Raw genomic sequence first — 24867 nt, forward strand, 5'->3', positions numbered from 1 at the left:
TCAGGGACGCGGACCACGCCGGTGGCGGGGCGGTTTTGGACGGCGTGTCACACTCTGATTCGCTGCGTCGTCTACCTGGCGACGCACTCATAGGAATCACGCCCGGCGGGGCGGAACGACCGAACGGCGAACAGCAGTGACTTCCGAACAGCCAAGTACTCCCGAGCCCATCGACCAGGCCGAACTGGCTCGGCGGTTCGAGGAGCACCGGCCGTATCTGCGCAGGCTCGCCTACAGCACGCTGGGCAGCCTCACCGACGCCGACGATGTGGTGCAGGATGCTTGGCTGCGGCTGCAACGCCAGCACGAGGCGGGCACCGCGGGGCAGATCGAGAACCTGCGCGCCTGGCTCAGCACCGTCACCGGGCGGCTCGCGCTGGATCAGCTGGGCTCGGCCCGCGCCCGCCGTGAGCAGTATGTCGGCGAATGGTTGCCGGAACCCGAGGTCACCAGCTGGGACGATCCGGCGGACCGGATCACCCAGGACGAGCGGGTCACCACGGCGCTGCTGGTCGTGCTCGAATCCCTGTCGCCCGCCGAGCGCACCGCCTTCGTGCTGCAGGACGTGTTCGGCATGACCGGTCCGGAGGTCGCCGAGGTGGTCGGCCGCACCCCGGCCGCCGTGCGGCAGCTCGCTTCGCGCGCCCGCAAACGCGTCGAGGACGGCACGCCCCGCTTCCCCGCCTCGCCCGACGAGCAGGAGAAGGTCGTCTCCGCCTTCGCGGTCGCCTGGCGCTCCGGTGATCTCAGCGCGCTGCTCGGCGTGCTCGACACCAACGTCAGCCTGACCGCCGACGGTGGCGGCAAGGTCCCCGCGATCCGCCAGCCGGTGCACGGCGCCGAGCTCATCGCCAAGATGCTGCTCGGTTGGTACCACGCCCCGTCCGCGGCGAACGGATGGGGCCGCGCGGTGCTGGTCAACGGCGCCCCCGGCCTGGTCGTCTTCGACGGCACCCACACCGGCGTCTTCGCCTTCACCATCGACGACGGCCGCATCGTCGCCATCAACGTCGTCCGCAACCCCGACAAACTGCACGACCTCCCCACCACCGGCGAACCCGACTGGTACTTGGGCGCAACCGCCACCGAGGACGAATAGTCCACTCCCAGCTCAACCAGGCCCGCGAGGCGCTCGGCGAGTCGGTACGCCCAGGATCTGCACTCTGTCTCGGGATCGGCACTCGGAATAGGGCCCTAGAGCCAGTGCCGATCCCGAGTGAGGGTGCAGATTTGGCTGACAGCGGTGGCGTTGTGGGGCGTTGGACGGTCCGCTCGGCAATCTGATCGGTGCTGCCGGTTCGGGGGGATTGCCTGCGGGTGACCCGGCTGTGGTGGCGTTGCGAAGCTCGGTAATCAGCGAATCTCGGCTTCCGGGGTGGTGAAGCTACCGCCGCGCCCCCGCTGTGCCAGCCCCACACCCAGTACAGGCGGTGTGAGGCTGGCACAGTGGGTGTACGGATGGGTTCTCGCTTGGCGATCTCGCCGTGGCTGCGCTCTGCGCGCTCCAGTGGAGTCGAATGTGTTGGTGTGGAGGGGATCTCACAGAGGTTGCCTGCCTCTCACGGGGTCCTGGCAGGCGCTGGGGTCCCGTGAGCGGTATGGACGGTCTGTGGGATCGGTCGAGGCGGCGAGGCGGGCTAGGCAGGCGCGCAACCGAATTCGCGCAGATCGAGCTAGCCTGCCGGGCTGCGGGGTAACACAGGTCCGCGACCGCCGGAGCACGGATCGGGTCAGCCCGCCACACCGCGGACAACACAGATCCGCGACCGCCGGAGCACGAATCAGGTCAGCCCGCCACACCGCGGACAACACAGATCCGCGACCGCCGGAGCACGAATCAGGTCAGCCCGCCACACCACGGACAACACAGATCCGCGACCGCCGGAGCACGAATCAGGTCAGCCCGCCACACCACGGACAACACAGATCCGCGACCGCCGGAGCACAGATCAGGTCAGCCCGCCACACGGCGGATAACACAGATCCGCGACCGCCGGAGGACGGATCGGGTCAGCTTGCCAGACCGCGGGTAGCCCAGGTCCGTTATCGACGTGGCGCGGATCGGGTCAGCCTGCGAGGCCTACGGGCTTGGCAGTTGTATATCCATGTGCCGCAGCTACTTCCGCTGATAGCAGCCTTCCTGCGTCGGCGGTCAGGCCGTGGGCGAGGTCGGGGTTGGTGGTGCAGGCTTCTTGCCAGCCGAGGTCGGCGATGGCGCGGACGTACGGGAGGGTGGCGTTGGTGAGGGCGATGGTGGCGGTGTGGGGTACTGCTCCTGGCATGTTTGCTACGCAGTAGTACAGCGAATTGTGTACGCGGAAGGTGGGGTTCGCGTGGGTGGTGGGGTGAGAGCCCTCGAAGCAGCCGCCTTGATCGATGGCTATGTCGACGAGGACCGAGCCGGGGCGCATTTGCGCGACCAGGTCGTCCGAGACGAGTTTGGGGGCGCGGGCGCCGGGGACCAGGACCGAGCCGATGACGAGGTCGGTGGCGGCGACGGCGCGTTGGATTTCGGCGGCGTTGGAGGCGACGGTGGTGATCCGCCCGTCGAAGCGTGCGTCCAGTTCGCGTAGGCGGTGCAAGTTGGTGTCCAGCACGGTGACTCGTGCGCCCATGCCCGCGGCGACCGCGGACGCGTTGGATCCTGCGACGCCGCCGCCGAGCACGACCACGTCGGCCGGGCGCACTCCGGGTACGCCGCCGAGCAGCATGCCCGCACCGCCCAGCGGCGCCATCAGATGGTAGGCACCGACCTGACTGCCGAGCTTGCCCGCGACCTCGCTCATCGGCGCGAGCAGTGGCAGTGAACCGTCGGCGGCCCGCACGGTTTCGTAGGCGATGGCGGTGATCCCGGAACTCAGGATCGCGTCGGTGCATTCGCGGGACGCCGCCAGGTGCAGATAGGTGAACAGCACCTGCCCGCGCCGCAACCGCGGATACTCCTCCGCGATCGGCTCCTTCACCTTCAACACCAGGTCGGCCTCCCACCACACCTGCTCGACGGTCACCAGGCGCGCCCCCGCAGCGGCATAGTCGGCGTCCGCGAACCCCGACCCGAAGCCCGCACCCGCCTCGATCAGCACCTCGTGTCCGTGCGCGGTCAACTCCCCGGCCCCGGCCGGTGTGAGGGCGACCCGGAACTCCTGTTCCTTGACCTCGCGTGGCACTCCGATCTTCATAACGCCATCGTGAACCCCACACCGGGCGCACGCCACGAACGACGCGCGGGTATCACACGATGATCACGAGACCGCCCGCTCACCGGCCATTTCTACGCAAGTTGATCAGCACCAGGACGGCGACCTAGACAATCCGCGCTGATCGGACGCCGATTCCGCGGGCCCACCCGACCGACAGCGACCAGCCCGCAGCCGCCGAGCCCGACCCGCCGCTGCGCGTACTTCAGCGGCACGCGCACGGATCAGCCAGCAATTCCATGCGCGTCACACCATTACGTACGTGGCGACGGGCGGCTGCGTTCCGTCCGGCGGGGGCTGACGTCCGCTTCTCACGAATCCGCCGCATCCGGTGTCGGCGCGATCGTCGCCCGGGCAGTCCGCAGTCGCTGCGCCAACACGTGGAAGATCCGGCGCACAGGTTGGCCCCACTGTCGAGGCTCGAAGTAGTACGCCCGCCCGGCCGCAGCGGACACTTTCGAGCTCAGGGCAGCATCTCAAGCGAACCTCGAGCGAAAAGTGTCCGCGTAGACCCGGCACGTCCGTCAAACAGTGATCTCCGCACCGAGCGGCGGAATCCGCAGCTGCTTCTCGCGCCCCGCGTACGCGAACAGCAGACTCAGCCGATCCAGCGTCTCGCTGAAATGCACCCATCCTTCGCCGTGCACCGGCACGATCACCGCGTCGCCGAGCAGCTCCGAAGCCTGCACCGCGGTGCGGGCGTTGAGGGTGAGGTCGATGTCGCCGAAGTGGCCGACGTTGGCCGCGCCGACGAACAGCACCGCGACGTCGATCTGCCCGATCCGCTCGACGATCTGCGCGACGCGATCGACGGAGGCGTTGTCACCCGAGACGTACACCGTCGGCTGCCCGTCGGCCTGCAGCACGAACCCGGTCACGATCCCGGTCAACGATTCACAGCCCTCAGGTCCGTGCAGCGCGGGCACGCCGGTGATCCGGACGCCGCCGATCGTCGTGGTCTCCCAGTTCTCCAGTCCCCGAACACCATTGATCCGTTCCGCGGCGCCGGGCGTGGACAGCACCGCGCCCGCGGTCTGCAAGAATTCGCGACCGGAGTTGTCCAGGTTGTCGGCGTGCTCGTCGTGCGAGAGCAACACGACGTCCACCGCACCGACCTGTTCCGCGGACACCGCGGGACCGTTGAGCTTGTGCAGGGTGACCGGACCCGACGGGTAGTCGCCGGGCTCGTCGAAGGTGGGGTCGGTCAGGAAGGTCTGGCCCGCATACCGGAGGCGCACCGTGGGTCCGCCGATGTGCAGTACTTCGAGCTGGTTGCCGTGTTCGATGGTCATGCCGTTGAGTTTGCCGACTCGCCGGAGCACCCAACAGTGGCCCGAGAGCCGCCTACCGCTAAAATCGGGCCATGCATACCGTGGCCGTTCTCGCCTATGACGGCATGAGCCCCTTCCATCTGTCCGTGCCGAGCCTCGTTTTCGGCCGGGTCGGCATCGGCGGACCGGCGCCCTATCAGGTCGACGTGTGCGCCGAAAGACCCGGAAGTCTGCGCACCCCAGCGGGTTTCGACATCCAAGTGCGACACGGTCTCGATCGCCTGGTCCGCGCGGACACGGTGATCATCCCCAGCTGGGAACGTGACATGCCGCTGTCCGCGGAACTGCGCACCGCCCTGCACCAAGCGCACACCGCGGGCGCGCGGATCGTCGGCCTGTGCCTCGGCTCGTGGGCGATCGCCGCCAGCGGCCTGGCCGACGGCCGCGAGGTCACCACCCACTGGGCCGGCGCCGCCGCCCTGGCTCGCGCCTGCCCCGCGGTCCGGGTCCGCGCCGACACCCTCTGGTCCGACCTGGGCGACGTGATCACCTCCGCGGGCGTCGCCGCCGCCCTCGACTGCTGCCTGCACCTGGTCCGCAACGACCTCGGCAGCCGCGCCGCGACCGAACTGGCCAGAGACCTGGTCACCGCGCCGCACCGCAGCGGCTCGCAAGCCCAGTACATCCCCATCGCGGTCCCCGACGCCACCGACGACGACCCGATCGAACGCGCGATGGTCTGGGCCCGAACACATCTCGGCGAGGCGATCGACCTGGACCGCTGGGCTCGCATCGCGCTGATGTCGCGGCGCACCTTCACCCGCCGCTTCCGCGACCGCACCGGAAACAGCCCGCAGCAGTGGCTGCTGCACCAGCGCGCCGACCGCGCCAGGCTGCTGCTGGAAACCACCGACGACACCATGGAACGCATCGCCACCGACACCGGCTTCGGCACCGCGGTCAGCCTGCGCCACCACTTCCACCGCATCCTCGGCACCAGCCCCGCCGCCCACCGCGCGTTGTTCCAGGGCGCACGGTTAAGTTCGACCGCATGAGGATTCAGATCGGCGAGTTCGCCCCGGAGATCGACGAGAGCGCCTGGGTCGCGCCCACCGCCACGGTGATCGGCCGGGTGCGGCTCGCGGCCGAGGTGAGTGTTTGGTACGGGGCCGTGCTGCGCGGGGACCTCGAGGAGATCAGCGTCGGCGAGCGGACCAACATTCAGGACGGCTGCGTGCTGCACGCCGATCCGGGCTTCCCGCTCACCGTCGGCAGCGGGGTTTCGGTGGGGCACAACGCGATCCTGCACGGCTGCACGGTCGGCGACGACGTGCTGGTCGGGATGGGCGCCACCGTGCTCAACGGCGCGGTGATCGGGGCGGGCAGCCTGATCGCGGCCAACGCGCTGATTCCGGAGGGCGCGCAGATTCCGCCGGGGTCGCTCGTCGCCGGCGTGCCCGGTAAGGTCCGGCGCGAACTCAGCGAGGCCGAGCAGGACGGCATTCGACTGAATGGGGCTGTGTACCTACACAACACGGCCAATCACCGTACGGCAAAAGAGGTGTGAGACAGCGCACACTGATCAAGTGACCAGCAGGAATCGCTGATAACATTTCGCCAGCGTGCCCGGTGACCCGGGGTCTCCTGCCGAAACGGTAGTCGTGCGGCTTGTAGCGCAGTGGTTAGCCCATCTGGGTCGATGGGTCCGTAAGCGAGCGTAGCGAGCGAACCGAATCGCAGCGCACGGTCGCACACGACGGAGCCGACCGTGGCAAAGTTGTGAGTGAGCGTAGCGAGCTGAAGACGCGGCGCGCGATCGCACACGACGAGGCTGGCGTCAGCCAGGCGAAGTCGTGAGCGTGCAAGGCAGGAGGTATCGGTGATGGCTTACGTGCAGGCGAATATGCACCGGTCCACGGGGCGGATCAGCGTTGCCGACATCGCGGCCCAGCCGGGCGGCGTCGAGGCACTACACCGGCGAGTCCATGAATTGCGTTCCAGCGGAGTAGATTTCGCCGCCAATGCGATCGAGCAGGAAATGGCGGCGCTGAACTTACCGCGTCAGTGAACCCGAACCCACGGTCACCGCGTGTCACTCGACAGCGGTGACCGTGGCCAGTCCAGCCGTGGTGTGCTGATCCAACGCCATCAGCGCGGCCCGCACCCGCACCGGCTGCCATCCACCATCGGTGCGCCGCAGCCGCACCGTGCCCTCGGTACGATGGCGCGCCAACTCCCGTGACATCTCCTGTGCCGCCGCCAGATCGTCCGGATGAATCCGCGGCGGCGGCTGACCGGGCAGATCCGCCCAGGCGATGCCGGGCATCGGCGGCCCGATCCAGCGAATCAGTTGCAGCGAGCGCAGATTCACGATCGCGCGATACTCCCCCGGCGCGGTGGACGCCTCCAGCAGCCGATATTCCAGAATCATCGGCGGCGGCGCGGCAGGCACCGAGGTCGCGGCGCCGATGTCCTGGGTCACCCCGCGAAACAGCACCTCCCTGCGCCCGGCCGCGTCGACCTCGAGGATGATCCGGCAGGCGAAATGTCCTGCGCGCAAGGCGTCGTCGTCGCGGCGGACCGTCCACACCGCCTGATGTTCGGTGCCCGGCGCGGAGTTCACGATCTTCGCCAGCGCCTCGCTCTCGTCCCGATTGGTGACCAACCGGGTGAACGCGCCCGCGATGGCCAGTTCCGCCTCCCGGTCCTCAGGCGCGACGCCGTACAGATCGAGCAGGTCCACGCTGCGCACCGACCGATTGGTGGTGAGGTTGAAGTACCACGCGCCCACCGGTTCTCGCGCAGGCAGCGGCTCCGGCACCGGACCGATCCACAGTCGAACGGCATGCGCCCGTTCCGGCGTGATCAGCAGCGGTTCGGCTCGCACGGTGCGGCGGCCGTCGTCCGATACCCGCGCGACCAGGGCGCGAGTCTGACAGGCCTGCGCGAGAGCGGCTTCCGCGTCGGCGAGCGAGAGCGGGTTGCGCAGGATATTGCTCAGCGGCACGAAGGACTTCGGCGCGGCACCGAACGCGATCACCTTGCCCGGCGTGCCCGAAAAGCATTCGACCAGGATCCATTTCGCCATCAGCCGCGTCCGATCGATCGCGCCCGATCGGTTAGTGCCGCGAGAAGCGTTCGACCAGTTGACATTTCAACATCATCCGTTCCTGATCGCGCGGTTCCGCGCGGTCAGGAACGAAATACCATGTCCAGCACCCGTTCGTGATACGAGCCGGCGAACCTTGTGACCAGGTCCACAAGAAGGGCGTCCAGTCCGACAAGAACCTTGGCCTCGCCGCGCGCCGCGCCGCGCAGGATCGCCTTCGCCGCCGCGGCCGGGCTGGTGCGCGCGACATGCGCCTCGAAGCGCCGGGCGACCGCCGCGGCGTCGATGCCGGGTGCGACGCTCGCCGACCGCGCGATGGTGGTGAGCACGCCGCCCGGATACACCGCGGTCACCCGAACCTTGCCGCCCGCGGCCCGCATCTCCTGGCGCAGCGAGTCGGTGAACCCGCGCACCGCGAACTTCGCCGAGTTGTACGGCGCGTGCTGCGCCACCCCGACCAGTCCGAAGGCCGAGGACATGTTCACCACATGCGCCCGCTCGGCGGTCAGCAGATGCGGCAAAAAGGCCTTGGTGCCGTTGACGACGCCCCAGAAGTCTACGTCCATGACCTGCTCGAAATCGCCGAACGGCGACTCCACCACCCCGCCGACGTGCAGGATCCCGGCATTGTTGACCAGCGCCTCGACCCGGCCGTAGTGCGCGACGGTCGCCGCGGCGTGGTCGAGGACGGCCGCCCGATCGGTGACGTCGAGGGTGGTCGTCGTGGGCTCACGGCCGACGACAGCGCAGAGTTCTGCGGTCGCGGCGACGGCGTCGGCGGACTTGTCCGAAAGCGCGAGCAACGCGCCGTCGCGGGCCAGCGTCAGGGCCAGTTCGCGGCCGATGCCGGCGCCGGCGCCCGTGATCGCGACCACCCGATCAGCGAAATATGCCACGGCTCAACCCTTTCCAACCCATCCGGCATCCAAATCGGATATCCATGAAGGCTAACCACCCAACGCTGGGCGCGCGACCTAGGCCCCATTCCGGCGATCCACGACCAGGCCGCCGCACGCCGGTGAAATAATGAAGGTCCATCACCCGCACCGTCGCGACGCCATCCCGCACGCCAGGCCCTCGCGCGAATCGACTGGAGACCAGATGCCAACTGTCCCGCCCATGCTGCAGCGCATCCTGGACAAGCCCGTCGCCGACGGCGAGAAACTCCTGGAAAGCGCGCTCTCGGCCTTCCTGGACTTCGGCATCAAACGGACCAGCATGGGCGAGATCGCCCGGCGCGCAGGCATCAGCCCCGCCACCCTCTACCGCCGCTTCGAATCGAAGAACGAGCTGGTAGAGGCGGTGAGCGTGCGGGAGGCGCAGCGCTTCGTCGCGATGATCGACAAGCAGGTGCGGGCCGTAACCGGCACCGAGGACCAGCTGGTGGAGATCTTCGTCGCGTTCATCACCGCCATCGCGAACAACGAGTTGCTGCGCCGGCTGCTGCGCACCGAGCCGGACCTGATCCTGCCCCGGCTGACCACCGACGCGGGACCGATCCTGGTCGTCGGCCGCAGCTATCTGGCGGAGAAGCTGCGCGAGCTGCGGGACACCGAGAACACCCACGATTTCGATGCCGACCTGGTCGCGGAGATCATGGCTCGGCTCGCGCTGTCCCTGGCGCTCACCCCGGACGGGCTCATTCCCGTCACCGATCGGGATGCCGCGCGCGAGTTCGCTCGGCGGACGTTGATGCCCATGGTGGGCGTGCACGTCACCGCGTAGTCAGGGCGCGGGCGGCGACACCCCGAACGCCGCGGCCACCCGCTCGTCGAGATCGGACCGCGCCGCCGCATCCAGCACTCGGCCGTCGACGAACTCACGAGCCAGCTCGATGATGATCGCTGCGTGCGCCGATCCCGGATTCGGCAGCGGCAACCGCGAGACGTACTGGGTGATCCACCGACGCCTGCCCGAATACAGGCGGTTCCCGCACACCGCATCGTAGAACCGCCGTCCGAGCGACGAATTCGCCACGCCCATAAGCAGATACGCGAGCCGTTCGGCATCAGCAGGCGCCTGGGCCAGGTCGGGTAGCGAGATCCAGTAGCAGTCGCCGTTCACCACCGCGCCCGACCGATCGAGCGCGAATCGCGGGCGATCACTGATATCCGGAAACACCACCTTCGGCTCCCGCCACAGATGCGGACGCTGCGGCACCCATATCTCGAACCATTCGCGACCACTCGGACCGAGGTAGTGACGGGCCGCGAGGGTGTCCTTGTGAGCGCGCAGATACTCAGCGGCACAGGGAAATTCGTTCAGATCGATCGGCGTACGGTTCGGCCGGGTCAGATCGTAGGGATAGAGCACGCGGGTGTCGTGCGACCGGGCGACGCGCCACGGTTCGAGGTCGTGGTGGGTGATCAGCTCGCGTAGCAACTCCGGTTCGGGCGGCGGCTCGAGATCAGACCACCGATCGGAGATGAACACCTTGTCGGCAGTCGTCTTGATCCCCACCCGAATCCGAGCAACCTCGCCGAACGTTCGCCAGGTCGCCGCGGCGATCCCACCGAGCCAAGAATCGACCTCGGTGTTCGACATGCGCCACGCGGTCTCGGGTTCCGCGTTGCGCCGCAAGGTTTTCCGGCGCCCGGACTGGTTGCCCGGCGGCTCTGGCGGAAGCTGTCGCACGACAGTCGATTCGGATTGCCGCCACCCGTCAAATCGCGGTGGGCCCTCGGCCCGAAAACTGGCACTCGGCTCGTGAGGTTGGCGCGGACCCTCGGCTTGTAGGTTGACGCTCGGACTGTCGGGTAGCAGCGGATCGCCGGACGACAGGTGGACGTTCGGATCAGGGGCGCCAGTCCGTTGCATCGAGGAAACCTCCCGCACCCCTGAGGTTTCCAACTCTGAACGCGTCGCATGTCCGGTGACCAAGGTGCCGACCTCGACCGCGAAGGTTCGTCCACTGTGCGCGACAAGGCAACCGCGAGCACCGAGTAAGGCATCGAAAAGGTCGGTCTTCGAGGCGATTTCGTTGCCCTCGACTTCATACGCGGAGACATATCGGCATGTGCTGGTGCCACCACGAGTCGCGATGGTGATCGCGGGGAGCACTGCTGCCTCGAACAATTTGGTGTCGCCCAGGTCGTACAGCTCGACCGGGTTCAGCTCGGCGAGCAGCAGTCGGCGAATGTTCGCGCCCGCCTTGGTTGTCAGAAACCTGTTGGCGCACAACAACCCGAGCACGCCATCGGGGCACAGCAGCCGGGGCAGTGTCGCGACGAACGGGTGGGTGAGGTCGATTCGCCCGCGCAAGCCGAACTGCTTGCTGAGCAGTTGGGCGGTGGTGCCGCCTAGCTGTTGAGTGCGCACGTACGGGGGGTTCGTGATCACGGCGTCGAATGATCCTGCCGCGAGTTCTTCGGCCGCCGTGAGGAAGTCGCCGACATGCCAGTCGACCCCGTCCCCAGCGTTCCGCGCTCGCGCCACCGCGAGGGCCGCCGCGTCGAGGTCGTACCCGGTCAGCTCGACTCGGACCGCTGGCAACCGGATCGCGGCCTCGTCCCGCAACGCGAACAGCAGCTCGCCGTCACCGCAGGCCGGATCGAGTACCCGCAGCACGCCGGACGCCGGCGGCGGCACGTGGGTGAGCAGCCGTCCGGCCAGGAAACGCGCGAGCTCGGGCGGCGTGTAGTGCCTGCCGTGCCGCTTGCGATCCCGTGCGGCGGGGGCTCCGGACGCCATGCGGTGGATTCTGCCCTGTCGGAGCCCGGCATTCAGGGCAATGGCGAGCACTGGTATCGGGCCTGGGCCACAGTGCCTGACACAGACTGCTTCGCGATCATTTCGCACTGCTAATTTCGATGCTAACGTTCGGTCTCATAATGGGACCAAATGGAGGTGTGGGGATGACGGCAGCGGATGTGGCGACCGAGCAGTACTCGGCGTTGGCCAAGGTGCTCGAGGAACGCTGGACCTGTCGGCAGTTCCTGGCCGATCCGGTGCCGAGGGAGGTCGTCGAGACGTTGCTGCGCCTGGCGCAGCGCACTGCTTCCTGGTGCAATACCCAGCCGTGGCAGGTGGTGCTGACCGAAGGGGCGGGCACCGATCGGTTCCGTGCGGAGTTGCTCGCGCACGTCCAAACCGCAACGCCGGAACCGGATTTCCCGTTTCCGGCGCAGTACACCGGGGTGTTCCGGGATCGCCGACGCGAATGCGGCATGCAGTTGTACGACAGTGTCGGCATCAGCAAGGGCGATCACGAGAAGACGATGCGGCAGGCCGTGCGCAACTTCGAACTGTTCGACGCACCGCATGTGGCGATCGTGACCACCGAGGCGGATATCGGCGTCTACGGTGCCGTCGACTGCGGCGCCTACATCGGCAACTTCCTGCTCGGGGCGCAGAGCCTCGGCCTCGGGGCGGCACCGCAGGCGGCGCTGGCGTCGTACGCACCGTTCATCCGCGCGTACTTCGGCATCCCGGACAATCGCCGGGTGGTCGCCGGGATCTCCTTCGGCTACCCGGACACCGAACATCCGGTCAACGGGTTCCGCACCTCTCGCGAGGACCTGGCTCAGGTAGCGACCTGGTTCACCGACTGACCCTCAGTCTCGAGCAGCCCCGGTCCGGCCTCGGGCAGCACGTCGCGTGCGGTCAACACCTGGCCGCATACATCGCATTCGAGGTTCGCGTGCGCCTCGCCCGTGCAGCCCTGGTGGGTGTAGCGCACGGGCGGGCCGTCGGGCGCCATGTGGGTGTCGCCCCAGTCCCGGATGGCCATGAGGATCGGATAGATGTCATGGCCCTTCTGGGTGAGCCGATACTCCTCGTGCGCCCCGACCGCGGCCTTCTTCTTGACCAGGATCTCGTGTTCGATCAGCCGGTCCAGACGGTCCTGCAGGCGGCTGCGGGAGATGCCGAGCGCGCTCTGGAACCCGTTGAACCGGCGGATGCCGGAGAACGCGAACTTCAGGATCAGCAGGGTCCAACGGTCGCCGAAGATCACGAGCGGGCGCGTGATCGAGCACGGCACGTCGGCAAGGTCTTCGTAGCGCACTTCTCGATGCTACCGAGCGCGGCTTCGGTAACAGCCGCTCATGGCGTCACCGTCTCGAGGGCGCACTTCGACATCAGATCTGCGTCCTCCAGCATCGGGGCTTTGCCGGTAGCCGTTCACGGCATCGCCTTCTCCAGCGCGTACTCCGACATCGGATCTGCGTCCTCCAGTGGCGGCACATCTTCCCCGTCGAGCACCTTGCGCATCCGGTCGGTGTCCAGCTGGCCCTCCCACTTCGCCACGACGAAGGTGGCGACGCAGTTGCCGAGCAGATTCACCGTGACCCGCATCGAATCCATGATGCGGTCCGCGCCGAGGAGCAGCGCGACCGCGGCCACCGGAATGGAGCCGTGGCCGATCGCGGTGATGGTGGCCGACAGCGCCAGGAACGACGAACCCGGCACGCCCGCCATGCCTTTCGAGGTCAGCATCAGTACGCCGACCGCGGTGATCTGCTCCCCCAGGCTCAGGTCGACGCCGAGCGCCTGCGCCAGAAACAGCACGCAGATCGACAGATACAGCGTCGCGCCGTCGAGGTTGAACGAATATCCGGTCGGCACAACAAGTCCCGTGGTCGCCCTGGAACATCCGGCCTCGGTGAGCTTGATCATGATGCGCGGCAACACAACTTCGGTCGAGGCGGTGCCGAGCGCGAGGAACAGTTCGTCCTTGATGTACCTGACGAACTTCCACAGATTCACCCCCGCGAACACCCGCGCCACGACGGCGAGAATCAGCAGAAACAGCAGTGCCGCAAGGTAACAGCAGGCGATGAGCTTGCCGTAACTGCCGAGGGAGGACAGCCCGTACTGGCCGACGATGTAGGCCATCGCCCCGAACGCGCCGAGCGGTGCCAGCCGCATGATCCACCCGATGATGGTGAAGAAGACCCGCCCGATGTGGTCGATCCCCTCGAGGATCACCGGTGGACCGTGTTCCCCGAACTTCGCCAGCCCCAACCCGAACAGCACCGCGAAGAACAAAACCTGCAGCAACGCGTTCTCCGCGAACGCCGAAACCACCGACGCCGGAATGATATTGAGCAGGAAGTCGACCGTGTGCGGCAGCTCACCGTTCTTGGTCGTCCGCGCGAGCTTCTCCGCACCGGTGGCCAACGTCTGCGGATCAATATCGAAGCCGGCCCCCGGTTTCACCAGATTGCCCACTACCAACCCGAACAGCAGCGCGAACGTGGTGATCACCTCGAAGTAGATCAGCGCCTTCACCCCGATCCGCCCGACCGCCTTCATGTCCCCCACATGCGCGATCCCGAGCACCACCGTGCAGAAGATGATCGGCGCGATCACCATCTTGATCAGCTTGATGAACCCGTCCGCCAACGGCTTCAAGTCGGCCCCGACGCCCGGCCAGCACGCCCCGACCACGATCCCCGCCACGATCGCAACGAGCAGCTGCACGAACAGCGACCGATACCAGGGCGGTTTCCGCACGGTCGGCGCTGCCGCTGCGGAGTCGATGGTGACGCTCATCCGCGAACCGTACGAACCTCATGTATCCGACCGATGTCCCCCACGTTGCCACCCCAAAACCCCACCGATATATCCGCCGGACAACGAAAATGGGCCCCGGGTGTACCCGGGGCCCACTGTTCAGAGCTCAGGTCAGAGCGGGATGTTCTTCAGGTGGCTGGCGCGCGACGGTGCGGCGGCCAGTGCGGCGGCGATGATGCTGCGCGTCTTGGCCGGGTCGATCACCTGATCCACCACGCCGATCGCGACGGCTCGTTCGACACCACCCGCGATGCGCTCGTGCTCGGCGGTGAGACGCTCGTGCAGTGCTTCGCGCTCCTCTTCGGGCGCGGCGGCCAGCGCCTTCTTGTGCAGGATGCCGACGGCGGCCTTGGCGCCCATCACGGCGACCTCGGATCCGGGCCACGCGTAGACCGCGGTCGCGCCGAGCGAACGGGCGTTCATCGCGATGTAGGCGCCGCCGTAGATCTTGCGGGTGACCAGCGTGACCCGGGGAACCCGCGCCTCCGCGAACGCGTGCAGCAGCTTGGCGCCGCGGCGCACCACACCTTCCCACTCCATGCTGACGCCGGGCAGGTAACCCGGCACATCGGTGAGCACGACGAGCGGAATGCCGAACGAGTTACACAGCCGCACGAAACGCGCTGCCTTCTCGGCACTTTCGGAGTTGAGGCAGCCGCCGAGGCGGATCGGGTTGTTGGCGAGCACACCGACGGTGCGCCCGGCCAGCCGACCGAGCCCGGTGACGATGCTGCGCGCGTAACCGCCCTGCAGTTCCTCGAACGAGCTTTCGCCGTCGACGTTGTCGAGCAGTTCGTGGATGATCGGCTTCACGTCGTAAGCGCGCTTGGCCGACTCCGGCAGCATCGCCTTGAGGTCGACGTCGCCGTGCTCGGCCGCGACCAGATCGAATTCGCCCTGCTCGGCGAACATCGACACCAGACGACGCGCGCGATGCACCGCGTCGGCCTCGTCGTCGGCGACGATGTGGGTGACGCCGGACTTCTTGCCGTGCGTCACGGGTCCGCCGAGGGTCGCCATGTCGACCTGTTCGCCGGTCACGCTGCGCACCACGTCGGGTCCGGTGACGAAGATGCGGCCCTCGGGGGCCATGATCACGATGTCGGTGAGCGCGGGGCCGTAGGCGGCACCACCCGCGGCGAAGCCGACGACCACGGAAATCTGCGGTACCAGGCCGGACGCGCGGACCATCGCCTCGAAGACCAGGCCGACGGCGTGCAGTGCCTCGACCCCTTCGGCCAGCCGGGCGCCACCGGAATGCCAGATGCCGACGATCGGCACGCCGGAGTCGATGGCCGTGTCGATCGCGGCAACGATGTGCTTGCACCCCTCGACGCCCATCGCGCCACCCATCACGGTGGCGTCGGAGCAGTAAGCGACGGTGCGGACACCGTCGACCTCACCGATGGCGGCGAGCACACCGGACTTGTCGCGGGGGTGCAGCGGAAGCAGCGTGCCGGGATCGAAGAAGCGCTGTAGTCGACCGAGCGGATCACGCGGATCCAGGTCCGTCCCCTGTTGAAACGCGGGAGCGATAATCGTCATCGCGTTTTCTCCTCACCTCGATGAGTGCACCGCTGGCGCGGCGGCAAAATGTGGAAACCCCGGCGGGTTCGGACCTGCTGGCCCGATCCCGCCGGGGTCGTCGTGCGGTCGATACAGGCGGTTATGCCCGACCGAAGGCGAGCGCCACGTTGTGCCCACCGAAACCGAAGGAGTTGTTGATCGCGTACTCGATCTCCTGACGGCGAGCTTCGCCGTGCACCACATCCAGATCGATCGCCGGATCCTGGTTCTCCAGGTTCAGCGTCGGCGGGACGATGCCGTCCCGGATGCTGAGCACCGTGAGTACGGACTCGAGCGCGCCGACGGCGCCGATCGAGTGTCCCAGTGCGGATTTCGGTGCGTAGACCGAGGCGTGCTTGCCAATCGCCAGGTTGATCGCGTTCGCCTCGGCGGTATCACCGATCGGCGTAGCGGTCGCATGCGCGTTGACGTGAGTGATGTCCTTCGCGGTGAGACCAGCGGTCTGCAGCGCTCGGGTCATCGCTCGGGCCGCGCCGACGCCATCGGGGGCGGGAGCGACCAGGTGGAAACCATCGGACGTGATACCGGCACCCAGCAGACGAGCATGGATGGTGGCACCGCGCGCCTTGGCGTGCTCCTCGGTCTCGACGACCATCAGCGCACCCGCCTCACCGAAGACGAAACCGTCGCGGTCCTTGTCGAACGGACGCGAGGCACCCTTCGGATCGTCGTTGCGGGTGCTCATGGCACGCATCATGCTGAACGCCGCGATCGGCACCGCGTCGATGTAACCCTCGACACCACCGGTGACGACCATGTCGGCATCGCCCATGACGATCATGCGCCATGCGTTGGCGATGGCCTCGGAGCCGGACGAGCATGCCGAGACCGGAGTGACCACTCCTGCCCTGGCCTTCAATTCGAGGCCGACAACGGCCGAAGGACCGTTCGGCATGACCATCTGCACAGCCAACGGCGAAATCTTGCGATAGCCACCGCTCTTCAGCTTGTCGACCGAGTCGATGAGGGCGTCGCCGCCACCCAACCCGGTGCCGATGGCCACACCCAGCCGTTCCGGGTCGACCTCCGGGCTGCCTGCGTTACGCCAGACTTCGCGACCGAGCACGGTCGCGAGCTGCTCGACGTACGCCATGCGCCGGCACTCGACTCGGGTCAGCAGGGTCTCGGGCCGAACCTTCAGGTGACCGCCGATGCGGACCGGAAGGTCGTATTCCTCGACGAAGGAATCCTCGAGAACGTCGATACCGCTCTCGCCGTTGAGGAGTCCCTTCCACGTCGCATCGACATCACCAGCGATCGACGTGGTCGCCGCCAGGCTAGTGACGACGACGTTGGGGAAGTTCCCGTTCAAGGTGGAAGGAGTGGTCACAGTGTCAGCCCTACTCGGCGTCGAACTTGGCCTTGAGCTCCGCGGCGGCTTCGCTGTTCTCCGCCTCGAGCTTCTGGATGTAGCCGACAGCGTCGCCGACGGTCTTCAGGCTCGCCAGATCCTCATCCGGGATCTTCACGCCGTACTTGTCCTCGGTCTGCACCGCGATCTCGACCATGGACAGCGAGTCGATGTCCAGGTCATCGACGAAGGACTTCTCGATCGTCACCTCGGAGGGTTCGATACCCGTCACCTCTTCGATGATCTTGCCGAGTTCCTCGACGATTTGTTCCTGGGTCAGAGCGGCCACTTCGTGGCTCCCTTCTTGTTCTGTGTAGGGCGTGTACTGGTTTTTCGGATCGAGACGGCCGAAGGTTACGTCCGCTCGGTCACAGCCGTGCATATCGATGCATGGCTGTGCGGGAAAGCTAGCCGGAGATGCTTACCCCGGCCAACGCGGGGAGGTCTTCCGGGGTCTTCAGGGCCAATGTGCGCGTGCCCTTCAGCTCCCGTTTCGCAATGCCGACCAGGGTGCCCGCCGGTGGCAACTCTGCCACCATGGAAACCTCTGCCTGCCTTACGGTTTCGGTGCACAGGTCCCACCGGACGGGCCGGGTGACCTGGGCAGCAAGCTTGTTGATCGCGTCGCGTCCCGAGGTGACCGGCTTGCCGTCGAAGTTCGACAGCAGGATCCGGGTCGGGTTGTTCGGCACGATCTGCGATATGGCATCGGTCACAGCGTCCTGTGCCGGTGCCATGAACGCGGTGTGGAAAGCACCCGCGACGGGCAGCGCGCGAATCCGTGCCTTCTCCGGCGGGTTCGCGGCGAGTTCCGCCAGCGCGTCCAACCGACCCGCGGCCACGATCTGGCCCGCCGCGTTGCGGTTGGCCGGAACGAGTTCGAGTTCGGCGAGCCGAGCGAGCACGGTGGCCTCATCGCCACCGAGCACCGCGGACATGCCGGTCGGTTCCAACGCACACGCCTTGGCCATCTCCGAACCACGGATGGCGGCCAAGCGCACCGCGTCATCCGGGGAGATGACCCCGGCGACAGCGGCGGCGGCGAGTTCACCGACCGAGTGCCCGGCGACGATGGTAGCGGCCGGAAGCGAATCCGTGGGGATTTCCGCATAGGCGAGCAACGCGGCGGCCACGACGAGTGGCTGGGTTACTGCCGTATCGGTAATCTCCTCCGCCGTCGCGGTGGTGCCGAGGCGAACCAGGTCCAGGCCGGAGGCCATGGACCAGAGGATAAGCCGGTCACGCGCGCCAGGGAGATCGAGCCAAGGCGCGAGCATGCCGGGAGTCTGGGACCCCTGTCCAGGGGCGAACAACGCGATCACTCCCTAAGAGAACACTGTGAGGTGCCTCGCCGGAGATGTCGACGCGAATGAAGCTTGCCCTTGGGTTTTGTGGGAGTCCCACAAAAGGCCACGTGGGTCGACCCGGATCGAACGTCCCACGAATTCCGTTACAGGCCCTCTTCGCCCACTGTGAAATGAGTGGCCTCTGGGGTAGGTGTTGACGTTTCGTTACGGGTTCGTGTCAAACGACCCACGGTTGCGGCGATTCTGAGCACATACGCGTCCCGCGGATTCATCGGATCACGTCCCGTGATTTCGGCGATCCGTTTGAGGCGGTAGCGAACGGTATTTGGATGGACGTACAACTGACGCGCGCACGTCTCGACAGCGCCACCGCAATCCAGATAGGCCTCGAGCGTGTCCGCCAGTGACGATCCCGCCGAGGCCAACGGAAGGACAAGATACTCGTTCAACGCGTCGATCGCAGCTCGATCGCCGAGCAAAGCGCGTTCCGGCAGCAATTCGGTCGCATGCACCGGGCGTGGCGCGCCGCGCCAGCCCACCACCGCCTCCATCCCGGCCAGCGCTTCAACCGCGCTGGCGTGCGCGGCGCCCAGCGTCCGGGTGGTCGGGCCGATCACGACGGGACCGTCGGAAAAGACCTCGGCCAGCAGGTCCGCCAGAAACGGCGATATATAAGAGGAGTCGCCGAGGTGACCGCTGACCACCATCACCAGCCGGGTGCCCTGTACTACCGCCAGCGCGGCCCGGCCGTGCCTGGCCGCGATCGCGTGCACCGAACCCACCGAGGACACGCCCTGCTCGCCGGGCGGGGTGCCGACCAGCACGGTCGCCGGTGCGGTGGCATCCCAGTTCAACGTGGCGGCCCGCGACAGCATGTCCGGGCCGGTGTCACCGCGCACCACGGCGTCGACGACGAGCGCCTCCAGCCGGGTGTCCCACGCGCCACGCGATTCGGCGGCGCTGGCGTACACCGAGGCGGCCGCGAACCCGAGCTCACGCCCGTACCGCAACACCGCCTCGGTGAGCGCGACCAGCTGCCGGTCGTTGCGCGCGAGCGCGGGCAGCCACTGTTCGAAGAACTCCATGGCCACCCGGACCATGTCCACGGTCTGGCGCAGCGTCAGCCGCCGCGCCAGATCCTGCGGGATCACCTGGAACGCGTCGAGGCTGAACCGGATGTCGCTGTCCGGGTCCTGCAGCCATTCCAGGAAGTTCACCACCGCGGTCTGCACCAGCATCTGGACGCCGGCGCGCTGCGCGGCGTCCAGATCGGCGAAGAACGGCAACCGATCCTGCATCGACCCGACCGCCTCGGTAGAGAGACGGCCCGAGAACTGCTTCACGCGCTTGAGCAGCGTGTCCGGTAGTGGGTCGCGGGTTTGCCGGTTCGGGGAGAGCGCGCCCGTCGGCAGATACACCTCGTGCTCGGAAGAGCCCTCGGAGATCCGTCGCGGCCGCGGCGGTTTACGGTCCACCATTCAATCGTCCGCTACTCGCCGTCCCCATCGGAACTCGACGCGTTCTTCGGCGCGGCGTCGACGTCGTCGATGCGGTACTTCGAGGCGGCCTCGATCACCTTGGCGTTGTCGATCTTTCCGGCCTTCGCGAGCCCGGAAAGGGCGGCTACCACGATCGATTGCGCGTCGACGTTGAACACGCGGCGGGCGGCGGCCCTGGTGTCGGAGAAGCCGAAGCCGTCGGTGCCGAGTGTGATGAAGTCGCCGGGCACCCACTTGCGCACCTGATCGGGTACCGCGCGCATCCAGTCCGTCGCGGCGACGAACGGGCCCTCGGCCCGCGACAGCGCCTCGGTGACATACGGAGTGCCGTGGTCCTCGTCGGGGTAACGCAGTGCGGCGATCTCGCGGTGCAGTGCTTCCTTGCGGAGTTCACCCCACGAGGTCACCGACCAGACATCGGCCTGCACGCCCCAGTCCTCGGCCAGCAGCGCCTGCGCGCGCAGGCCGTCCGGCACGGTGACGCCGGAGACCAGGATCTGGGCCCGCACATTGCCCTCGCCGCCGGGCTTGTAGAGATAGATGCCCTTGAGCAGACCGGCGATGTCGACATTCTCCGGCTCGGCCGGTTGCTGGTACGGCTCGTTGTAGAGGGTGATGTAGTAGAAAATGTCCTCGCCGCCGAAACCGCCGTCCGCCTTGCGGGTGTCGGTGCCCGGCACCGCGTACGGGCCCGGATCCGGGGTGCCGCCGCCGTACATCCGGCGCAGGCCGTCCCGCACGATGTGCGCGATCTCGAAGGAGAACGCCGGATCGTAGGTCACCACAGCGGGATTGGTGGACGCGAGCAGCAGTGAGTGTCCGTCGTTGTGCTGCAGGCCCTCACCGGTCAATGTGGTTCGCCCGGCGGTTGCTCCGAGCACGAAGCCGCGCGCCAATTGGTCCGCCGCAGCCCACAGGCCGTCGCCGGTGCGCTGGAAGCCGAACATCGAGTAGAAGATGTACAGCGGGATCATCGGCTCGCCGTGCGTCGAGTACGAGGTGCCGACCGCGGTGAACGACGCGGTCGATCCGGCCTCGTTGATGCCCTCATGCAGGATCTGCCCGACCGAGCTCTCTTTGTAGGCAAGCATCAACTCGGCGTCGACCGATGTGTACAACTGGCCGTTGCGGTTGTAGATCTTCAACGAAGGGAACCACGAGTCCATGCCGAAGGTACGGGCCTCGTCGGGGATGATCGGGACGATCCGCTTGCCGATCTCCTTGTCCCGCAGCAGTTCCTTCATCAGCCGCACCAGCGCCATGGTGGTGGCCACGTTCTGCTTGCCCGAGCCCTTGCGCACCGACTTGTACGCCTCGTCGCCCGGCAGTTGCAGCGGCTTTGCTGTGGTGCGTCGTTCGGGCAGATAGCCGCCGAGCGCCTTGCGGCGATCCAGCATGTACTGGATCTCGCGCGACTCCATGCCGGGGTGGTAGTACGGGGGCAGGTACGGATCCTTCTCCAACTCGGCGTCGGTGATCGGAATCCGTTGCAGGTCACGGAAATCCTTGAGGTCCTGCAGCGTCAGCTTCTTCATCTGGTGCGTGGCGTTGCGGCCCTCGAAGTGCTTGCCGAGGGTGTAGCCCTTGATGGTCTTGGCCAGGATCACCGTCGGCTGACCCTTGTGCGCCATCGCGGCCGCGTACGCGGCGTACACCTTGCGGTAGTCGTGGCCGCCGCGCTTGAGGTTCCAGATGTCCTGATCGGACAGGTCCTGCACGAGTGCCTTGGTGCGCGGGTCACGGCCGAAGAAGTGGTCGCGCACGTAGGCGCCGTCGTTGGCCTTGTAGGTCTGGTAGTCGCCGTCGGGGGTGGTGTTCATCAGATTCACCAGTGCGCCATCGCGATCCGCGCCGAGCAGCGCGTCCCACTCGCGGCCCCAGATCACCTTGATGACATTCCAGCCCGCGCCGCGGAAGAACGACTCCAGCTCCTGAATGATCTTGCCGTTGCCGCGCACCGGGCCGTCCAGCCGCTGCAGGTTGCAGTTGACCACGAAGGTCAGGTTGTCCAGGCCCTCCAGCGCCGCGACGTGCGCGAGACCGCGCGACTCCGGCTCGTCCATCTCACCGTCGCCGAGGAACGCCCACACGTGCTGATCGGAGGTGTCCTTGATGCCGCGGTCGTGCAGGTAGTGGTTGAACCGGGCCTGGTAGATGGCGTTCATCGGGCCGAGACCCATGGAAACCGTGGGGAATTCCCAGAAGTCCGACATCAGCCGCGGGTGCGGGTACGACGGCACGCCGTGGCCGGGGCCGCCGTGGCTGTACTCCTGCCGGAAGCCGTCGAGCCGGTCGGTGCCGAGCCTGCCCTCGAGGAAGGCGCGCGCGTAGATGCCCGGCGAGGCATGCCCCTGGATGAAGATCGAGTCGCCGCCGCCGGAGTGATCCTTGCCGCGGAAGAAGTGGTTGAAGCCGACCTCGTACAGCGCCGCCGAGGACGCGTAGGTCGAAATGTGGCCGCCGACACCGATTCCCGGCCGCTGCGCGCGATGCACCATGATCGCGGCGTTCCAGCGGATCCAGGCGCGGAAGCGCCGTTCCACCTCTTCGTCGCCGGGGAACCACGGCTCGTTCTCGGTGGGGATGGTGTTGACGTAGTCGGTAGATGTCAACGCGGGGATGGCGACCCGGCGTTCACCGGCCCGCTCCAACAGGCGGAGCATGAGGTAACGCGCTCGCCCGGGGCCCTCACGGTCGAGCATCTCATCGAACGACTCGAGCCATTCGCTGGTTTCCTCCGGGTCGATGTCCGGTAGGTAGGACGCCACCCCTTCGCGGATCACCCGCACGCGCTCGGTCGGCTGGGCTTGCGAACCGTTCGGATCGCGGCCAGCCGGAGCGGCGGACTCGGATCCAGCGGGTTGCGCTGGAGCGGAAGAGTGGATCAGGTCGGTCAAATCTGCTCCTCGTACAGGGGTGGACATGCGGATAGCGTCGGTATCCCCGAGTGATGTCGCGCGGGTTTGCGTACCACTCGTTTACGAAAGGTCGGGGCGCACCCTCCATCCTTGCCGATGGTGTGCCCCAGGTCATCATGTCAGCCGGAAATCCAGTACCGTGCGCTGGGCAAGACTGCGCCTCGCTGACGCTCGGCTCCGTCATGCCCATGGGCGCTGTGTCATCGATTCGCTCGCTACGCTCGCTCATGAGCCCAGGCCACTGCAGTTTTCGAGCGCCGAGCGAGGCGCACGTCATACGGGAGGACGATGAAGACGCTGGACCCGCGCGGGTTCGGACTGGTGTGCGCGACCGGAGCGGTCGTTGTCGGCTTGGTGGTGGCCGGCTGCGCGAACGGGGTCGTGGGCACGGCGAATCCCAATACCGCTGATCTAGCGGCCTACAAGACCGAGGCGGCGGCCTCGTCGGCCGCGGCCACCTCGTCCAAGCGCGCTGCGGCGCAGGACAAGGCGATCACCGACAACTGTGCGCAGTTCCCCACCACCACCGGTGTCGGGGTCTCCAAGTACAACGAGTTCGTCGACGCGCACGACGCCAACGCCGCCGACTACGCCGCCAAGCGAGAGCTCGCCGCGTCAACCCTGGATGACGCCGCGAACAAGGTGGAGACCGGAGTCAACACCGCGAAGGACTCGATGCCGCCGGATCTGGCGGGAAAATTTACCGACTACGTCACAGCGGCGCGCGCACTCTCGGCGGAGACCCGCAAGATGACCTACTCCGCGCCTGTCGGGCCGCTCAACGACGCAAGCAGGCGGGTCAACGACGCGCGCAACGCCGTTCGCGACGCCTGCCCGAAGCGCTGAAACGGTCCATGACACAACATTGTCACGCGACATTCCGGGCCATTTTCTTCGGATCGGCTTGCGCTGGAGGCCATAACCATGTTCGCTTGCAACTACCTATTGTCGGGAGTTGAGGAGGACACCACCGTGGTCGCCGCGGCGGACGCGCAGAACTACGCTCAGAAGCTTGGCATTACACACGGCTTGGTTGTCCAGGAATTGGGCTGGGACGAGGACGTCGACGACGACTTGCGAGCCGACGTCGAGGAGTCCATCGGCAGCGATCTTGTCGATGAGGATTCCGACGAAGTAGTCGACGTTGTGCTGCTGTGGTGGCGCGACGGGGACGGTGATCTGGTCGACGCACTGATGGATGCGATCGGTCCACTCGCCGACGAAGGCTTCGTCTGGGTACTCACGCCCAAGACCGGACATCCGGGACATGTTGAACCAAGCGAAATCGCAGAATCCGCACCGACCGCCGGTCTGACTCAGACCTCGGCGATCGCCCTGGGTAGCTGGGCGGGCAGCCGCCTGGTGCAACCGAAGGCGCCCTCGAAGCAGCGCTGACCCACCTTTCGCTATGGTGTCGCCGGGCGGTGATCGCGCCGCCCGGCGGGAACCCGACACGATGGAGGATTTGCGATGCCGCTCGAAGTTGGCACTGTCGCGCCGGATTTCACGCTCAAGGATCAGAACAACCAGGACGTCAGCCTGTCGGACTACCACGGCAAGAAGAACGTCCTGATCGTCTTCTACCCGCTCGCCTTCACCGGCATCTGCCAGGGTGAACTGTGCAAGGTGCGCGACGAACTGCCCAAGTTCCAGAACGACAACGCGGAGATCCTCGCGATCTCCGTCGGCCCGCCGCCGACCCACAAGATCTGGGCGGCCGAACAGGGCTACGTCTTCCCGTTGCTGTCCGACTTCTGGCCGCACGGCGCCGTCGCTCAGGCCTACGACGTCTTCAACCAGAAATCCGGTTACCCCAACCGCGGCACCTTCGTCGTCGACCGCGAAGGATTCATCCGATTCTCGGAGATGAACGGCCCCGGAGAAGCCCGTGACCAGGCGGCTTGGGAGAAAGCGCTCGCCGCGCTAGATTCATAACCCGGTCGGCAACGATCAAGGGCGTATAGCTCAGCGGTAGAGCACTGGTTTTACACACCAGCGGTCGGGGGTTCGATCCCCTCTGCGCCCACAACTGAATTCGCCTTTATATGAGGCAGTCCGACTCCACACCGTGCGGCAGTAGCTGCCCTCGCCCAGCCGGTCAACACAAGTGTT

Annotated in this window: 22 protein-coding genes and 1 tRNA gene; 10 read left to right on the plus strand and 13 right to left on the minus strand. The window is 66.9% G+C overall.

The window, feature by feature from the left end; translation table 11 throughout:
* Positions 1 to 136: 136 nt before the first annotated feature.
* Positions 137 to 1099: an RNA polymerase sigma factor SigJ gene (sigJ, locus tag ACFWF1_RS40485; protein ID WP_379291714.1), complete on the plus strand. Its 963-nt coding sequence runs from the start codon at positions 137 to 139 to the stop codon at positions 1097 to 1099.
* Positions 1100 to 2066: 967 nt separating this feature from the next.
* Here sigJ and ald read toward each other — a convergent pair.
* Together ald and ACFWF1_RS40495 are read right to left on the minus strand one after the other, a co-directional pair.
* Positions 2067 to 3179, minus strand: a complete 1113-nt coding sequence (ald, locus tag ACFWF1_RS40490) for an alanine dehydrogenase (RefSeq protein ID WP_379291712.1) — start codon at positions 3177 to 3179, stop codon at positions 2067 to 2069.
* 542 nt (positions 3180 to 3721) lie between these two features.
* Entirely contained in the window at positions 3722 to 4489 is a 768-nt protein-coding gene (locus ACFWF1_RS40495; RefSeq protein ID WP_379291711.1) for an MBL fold metallo-hydrolase, read from the minus strand.
* A 71-nt stretch (positions 4490 to 4560) separates the two neighbouring features.
* Between ACFWF1_RS40495 and ACFWF1_RS40500 the strand changes: the two genes are divergently transcribed.
* The 3 genes from ACFWF1_RS40500 to ACFWF1_RS40510 all read left to right on the plus strand — a co-directional run bounded on the left by ACFWF1_RS40500 (position 4561) and on the right by ACFWF1_RS40510 (position 6536).
* Positions 4561 to 5523 carry a GlxA family transcriptional regulator gene (locus tag ACFWF1_RS40500; protein WP_379291709.1) on the plus strand — a complete coding sequence of 321 codons (963 nt, stop codon included), beginning with the start codon at positions 4561 to 4563 and terminating at the stop codon, positions 5521 to 5523.
* Positions 5520 to 6035 carry a gamma carbonic anhydrase family protein gene (locus ACFWF1_RS40505; protein WP_379291707.1) on the plus strand — a complete coding sequence of 172 codons (516 nt, stop codon included), beginning with the start codon at positions 5520 to 5522 and terminating at the stop codon, positions 6033 to 6035. The genes ACFWF1_RS40500 and ACFWF1_RS40505 overlap by 4 nt, the downstream gene beginning before the upstream one ends.
* Before the next feature lie 315 nt (positions 6036 to 6350).
* On the plus strand, positions 6351 to 6536 hold the full coding sequence (locus tag ACFWF1_RS40510; protein WP_379291705.1) for a hypothetical protein: 186 nt from the start codon (positions 6351 to 6353) through the stop codon (positions 6534 to 6536).
* A gap of 24 nt (positions 6537 to 6560) precedes the next feature.
* On the opposite strand, the gene ACFWF1_RS40515 is transcribed toward ACFWF1_RS40510, so the two are convergent.
* A complete protein-coding gene (locus tag ACFWF1_RS40515) occupies positions 6561 to 7556 on the minus strand; it encodes a GAF domain-containing protein (protein WP_379291703.1) in 996 nt (331 codons plus the stop codon).
* Between the two features lie 104 nt (positions 7557 to 7660).
* Positions 7661 to 8473 (minus strand): SDR family NAD(P)-dependent oxidoreductase, encoded by an 813-nt coding sequence (locus tag ACFWF1_RS40520; protein ID WP_379291702.1) that lies wholly within the window; start codon positions 8471 to 8473, stop codon positions 7661 to 7663.
* 205 nt (positions 8474 to 8678) lie between these two features.
* Here ACFWF1_RS40520 and ACFWF1_RS40525 point away from each other — a divergent pair, with 205 nt between their 5' ends.
* Positions 8679 to 9302 carry a TetR/AcrR family transcriptional regulator gene (locus tag ACFWF1_RS40525; protein WP_379291700.1) on the plus strand — a complete coding sequence of 208 codons (624 nt, stop codon included), beginning with the start codon at positions 8679 to 8681 and terminating at the stop codon, positions 9300 to 9302.
* On the opposite strand, the gene ACFWF1_RS40530 is transcribed toward ACFWF1_RS40525, so the two are convergent.
* The gene (locus ACFWF1_RS40530) at positions 9303 to 11267 is read right to left on the minus strand and encodes an Eco57I restriction-modification methylase domain-containing protein (protein ID WP_379291699.1); all 1965 of its coding nucleotides are present in this window, start codon (positions 11265 to 11267) and stop codon (positions 9303 to 9305) included.
* 164 nt (positions 11268 to 11431) lie between these two features.
* Between ACFWF1_RS40530 and ACFWF1_RS40535 the strand changes: the two genes are divergently transcribed.
* Positions 11432 to 12127, plus strand: a complete 696-nt coding sequence (locus ACFWF1_RS40535) for a nitroreductase (protein WP_379291697.1) — start codon at positions 11432 to 11434, stop codon at positions 12125 to 12127.
* Here the strand turns inward: ACFWF1_RS40535 and ACFWF1_RS40540 are convergent.
* The 8 genes from ACFWF1_RS40540 to aceE all read right to left on the minus strand — a co-directional run bounded on the left by ACFWF1_RS40540 (position 12100) and on the right by aceE (position 22734).
* The gene (locus ACFWF1_RS40540; protein WP_379291696.1) at positions 12100 to 12582 is read right to left on the minus strand and encodes a winged helix-turn-helix transcriptional regulator; all 483 of its coding nucleotides are present in this window, start codon (positions 12580 to 12582) and stop codon (positions 12100 to 12102) included. The two genes, ACFWF1_RS40535 and ACFWF1_RS40540, sit on opposite strands and share 28 nt — an antisense overlap.
* Positions 12583 to 12698: 116 nt before the next feature.
* Positions 12699 to 14072, minus strand: coding sequence for a C4-dicarboxylate transporter DctA (dctA, locus tag ACFWF1_RS40545; RefSeq protein ID WP_379291694.1), 1374 nt, complete (start codon positions 14070 to 14072; stop codon positions 12699 to 12701).
* Between the two features lie 132 nt (positions 14073 to 14204).
* Positions 14205 to 15638 (minus strand): carboxyl transferase domain-containing protein, encoded by a 1434-nt coding sequence (locus tag ACFWF1_RS40550; RefSeq protein ID WP_357382269.1) that lies wholly within the window; start codon positions 15636 to 15638, stop codon positions 14205 to 14207.
* Between the two features lie 121 nt (positions 15639 to 15759).
* Positions 15760 to 17010, minus strand: coding sequence for a KasA/KasB family beta-ketoacyl-ACP synthase (locus ACFWF1_RS40555; RefSeq protein WP_150408151.1), 1251 nt, complete (start codon positions 17008 to 17010; stop codon positions 15760 to 15762).
* A gap of 10 nt (positions 17011 to 17020) precedes the next feature.
* Positions 17021 to 17320, minus strand: coding sequence for a meromycolate extension acyl carrier protein AcpM (acpM, locus tag ACFWF1_RS40560; RefSeq protein ID WP_150408150.1), 300 nt, complete (start codon positions 17318 to 17320; stop codon positions 17021 to 17023).
* A gap of 118 nt (positions 17321 to 17438) precedes the next feature.
* On the minus strand, positions 17439 to 18353 hold the full coding sequence (locus ACFWF1_RS40565) for an ACP S-malonyltransferase (protein ID WP_379291692.1): 915 nt from the start codon (positions 18351 to 18353) through the stop codon (positions 17439 to 17441).
* A gap of 128 nt (positions 18354 to 18481) precedes the next feature.
* A complete protein-coding gene (locus ACFWF1_RS40570) occupies positions 18482 to 19816 on the minus strand; it encodes a PucR family transcriptional regulator (protein ID WP_379291690.1) in 1335 nt (444 codons plus the stop codon).
* A gap of 11 nt (positions 19817 to 19827) precedes the next feature.
* The gene (gene aceE, locus ACFWF1_RS40575; protein ID WP_379291689.1) at positions 19828 to 22734 is read right to left on the minus strand and encodes a pyruvate dehydrogenase (acetyl-transferring), homodimeric type; all 2907 of its coding nucleotides are present in this window, start codon (positions 22732 to 22734) and stop codon (positions 19828 to 19830) included.
* 309 nt (positions 22735 to 23043) lie between these two features.
* Here aceE and ACFWF1_RS40580 point away from each other — a divergent pair, with 309 nt between their 5' ends.
* The 4 genes from ACFWF1_RS40580 (at position 23044) to ACFWF1_RS40595 (ending at position 24781) form a co-directional block, all read left to right on the plus strand.
* The gene (locus tag ACFWF1_RS40580; RefSeq protein ID WP_379291687.1) at positions 23044 to 23601 is read left to right on the plus strand and encodes a hypothetical protein; all 558 of its coding nucleotides are present in this window, start codon (positions 23044 to 23046) and stop codon (positions 23599 to 23601) included.
* Between the two features lie 126 nt (positions 23602 to 23727).
* Complete coding sequence (locus ACFWF1_RS40585; RefSeq protein ID WP_150408147.1) at positions 23728 to 24150, plus strand: DUF3052 domain-containing protein; 423 nt, start codon at positions 23728 to 23730, stop codon at positions 24148 to 24150.
* Between the two features lie 75 nt (positions 24151 to 24225).
* Entirely contained in the window at positions 24226 to 24690 is a 465-nt protein-coding gene (locus ACFWF1_RS40590) for a peroxiredoxin (protein ID WP_379291685.1), read from the plus strand.
* 19 nt (positions 24691 to 24709) lie between these two features.
* Positions 24710 to 24781 (plus strand) — tRNA-Val (locus ACFWF1_RS40595).
* Positions 24782 to 24867: the final 86 nt, after the last annotated feature.

Origin of the sequence: Nocardia sp. NPDC060255, assembly GCF_042727395.1 — a bacterium.
Classification (GTDB): Bacteria; Actinomycetota; Actinomycetes; order Mycobacteriales; family Mycobacteriaceae; genus Nocardia.

What these genes read in the sequence shown, in the direction of transcription:
- ald (WP_379291712.1), bottom strand. Translation starts at nt 3,179, where the DNA reads ATGAAGATCGGAGTGCCACGCGAGGTCAAGGAACAGGAGTTCCGGGTC.
- ACFWF1_RS40495 (WP_379291711.1), bottom strand. Translation starts at nt 4,489, where the DNA reads ATGACCATCGAACACGGCAACCAGCTCGAAGTACTGCACATCGGCGGA.
- ACFWF1_RS40500 (WP_379291709.1), top strand. Translation starts at nt 4,561, where the DNA reads ATGCATACCGTGGCCGTTCTCGCCTATGACGGCATGAGCCCCTTCCAT.
- ACFWF1_RS40505 (WP_379291707.1), top strand. Translation starts at nt 5,520, where the DNA reads ATGAGGATTCAGATCGGCGAGTTCGCCCCGGAGATCGACGAGAGCGCC.
- ACFWF1_RS40510 (WP_379291705.1), top strand. Translation starts at nt 6,351, where the DNA reads ATGGCTTACGTGCAGGCGAATATGCACCGGTCCACGGGGCGGATCAGC.
- ACFWF1_RS40515 (WP_379291703.1), bottom strand. Translation starts at nt 7,556, where the DNA reads ATGGCGAAATGGATCCTGGTCGAATGCTTTTCGGGCACGCCGGGCAAG.
- ACFWF1_RS40525 (WP_379291700.1), top strand. Translation starts at nt 8,679, where the DNA reads ATGCCAACTGTCCCGCCCATGCTGCAGCGCATCCTGGACAAGCCCGTC.
- ACFWF1_RS40530 (WP_379291699.1), bottom strand. Translation starts at nt 11,267, where the DNA reads ATGGCGTCCGGAGCCCCCGCCGCACGGGATCGCAAGCGGCACGGCAGG.
- ACFWF1_RS40535 (WP_379291697.1), top strand. Translation starts at nt 11,432, where the DNA reads ATGACGGCAGCGGATGTGGCGACCGAGCAGTACTCGGCGTTGGCCAAG.
- dctA (WP_379291694.1), bottom strand. Translation starts at nt 14,072, where the DNA reads ATGAGCGTCACCATCGACTCCGCAGCGGCAGCGCCGACCGTGCGGAAA.
- ACFWF1_RS40550 (WP_357382269.1), bottom strand. Translation starts at nt 15,638, where the DNA reads ATGACGATTATCGCTCCCGCGTTTCAACAGGGGACGGACCTGGATCCG.
- ACFWF1_RS40570 (WP_379291690.1), bottom strand. Translation starts at nt 19,816, where the DNA reads ATGGTGGACCGTAAACCGCCGCGGCCGCGACGGATCTCCGAGGGCTCT.
- ACFWF1_RS40580 (WP_379291687.1), top strand. Translation starts at nt 23,044, where the DNA reads ATGAAGACGCTGGACCCGCGCGGGTTCGGACTGGTGTGCGCGACCGGA.
- ACFWF1_RS40590 (WP_379291685.1), top strand. Translation starts at nt 24,226, where the DNA reads ATGCCGCTCGAAGTTGGCACTGTCGCGCCGGATTTCACGCTCAAGGAT.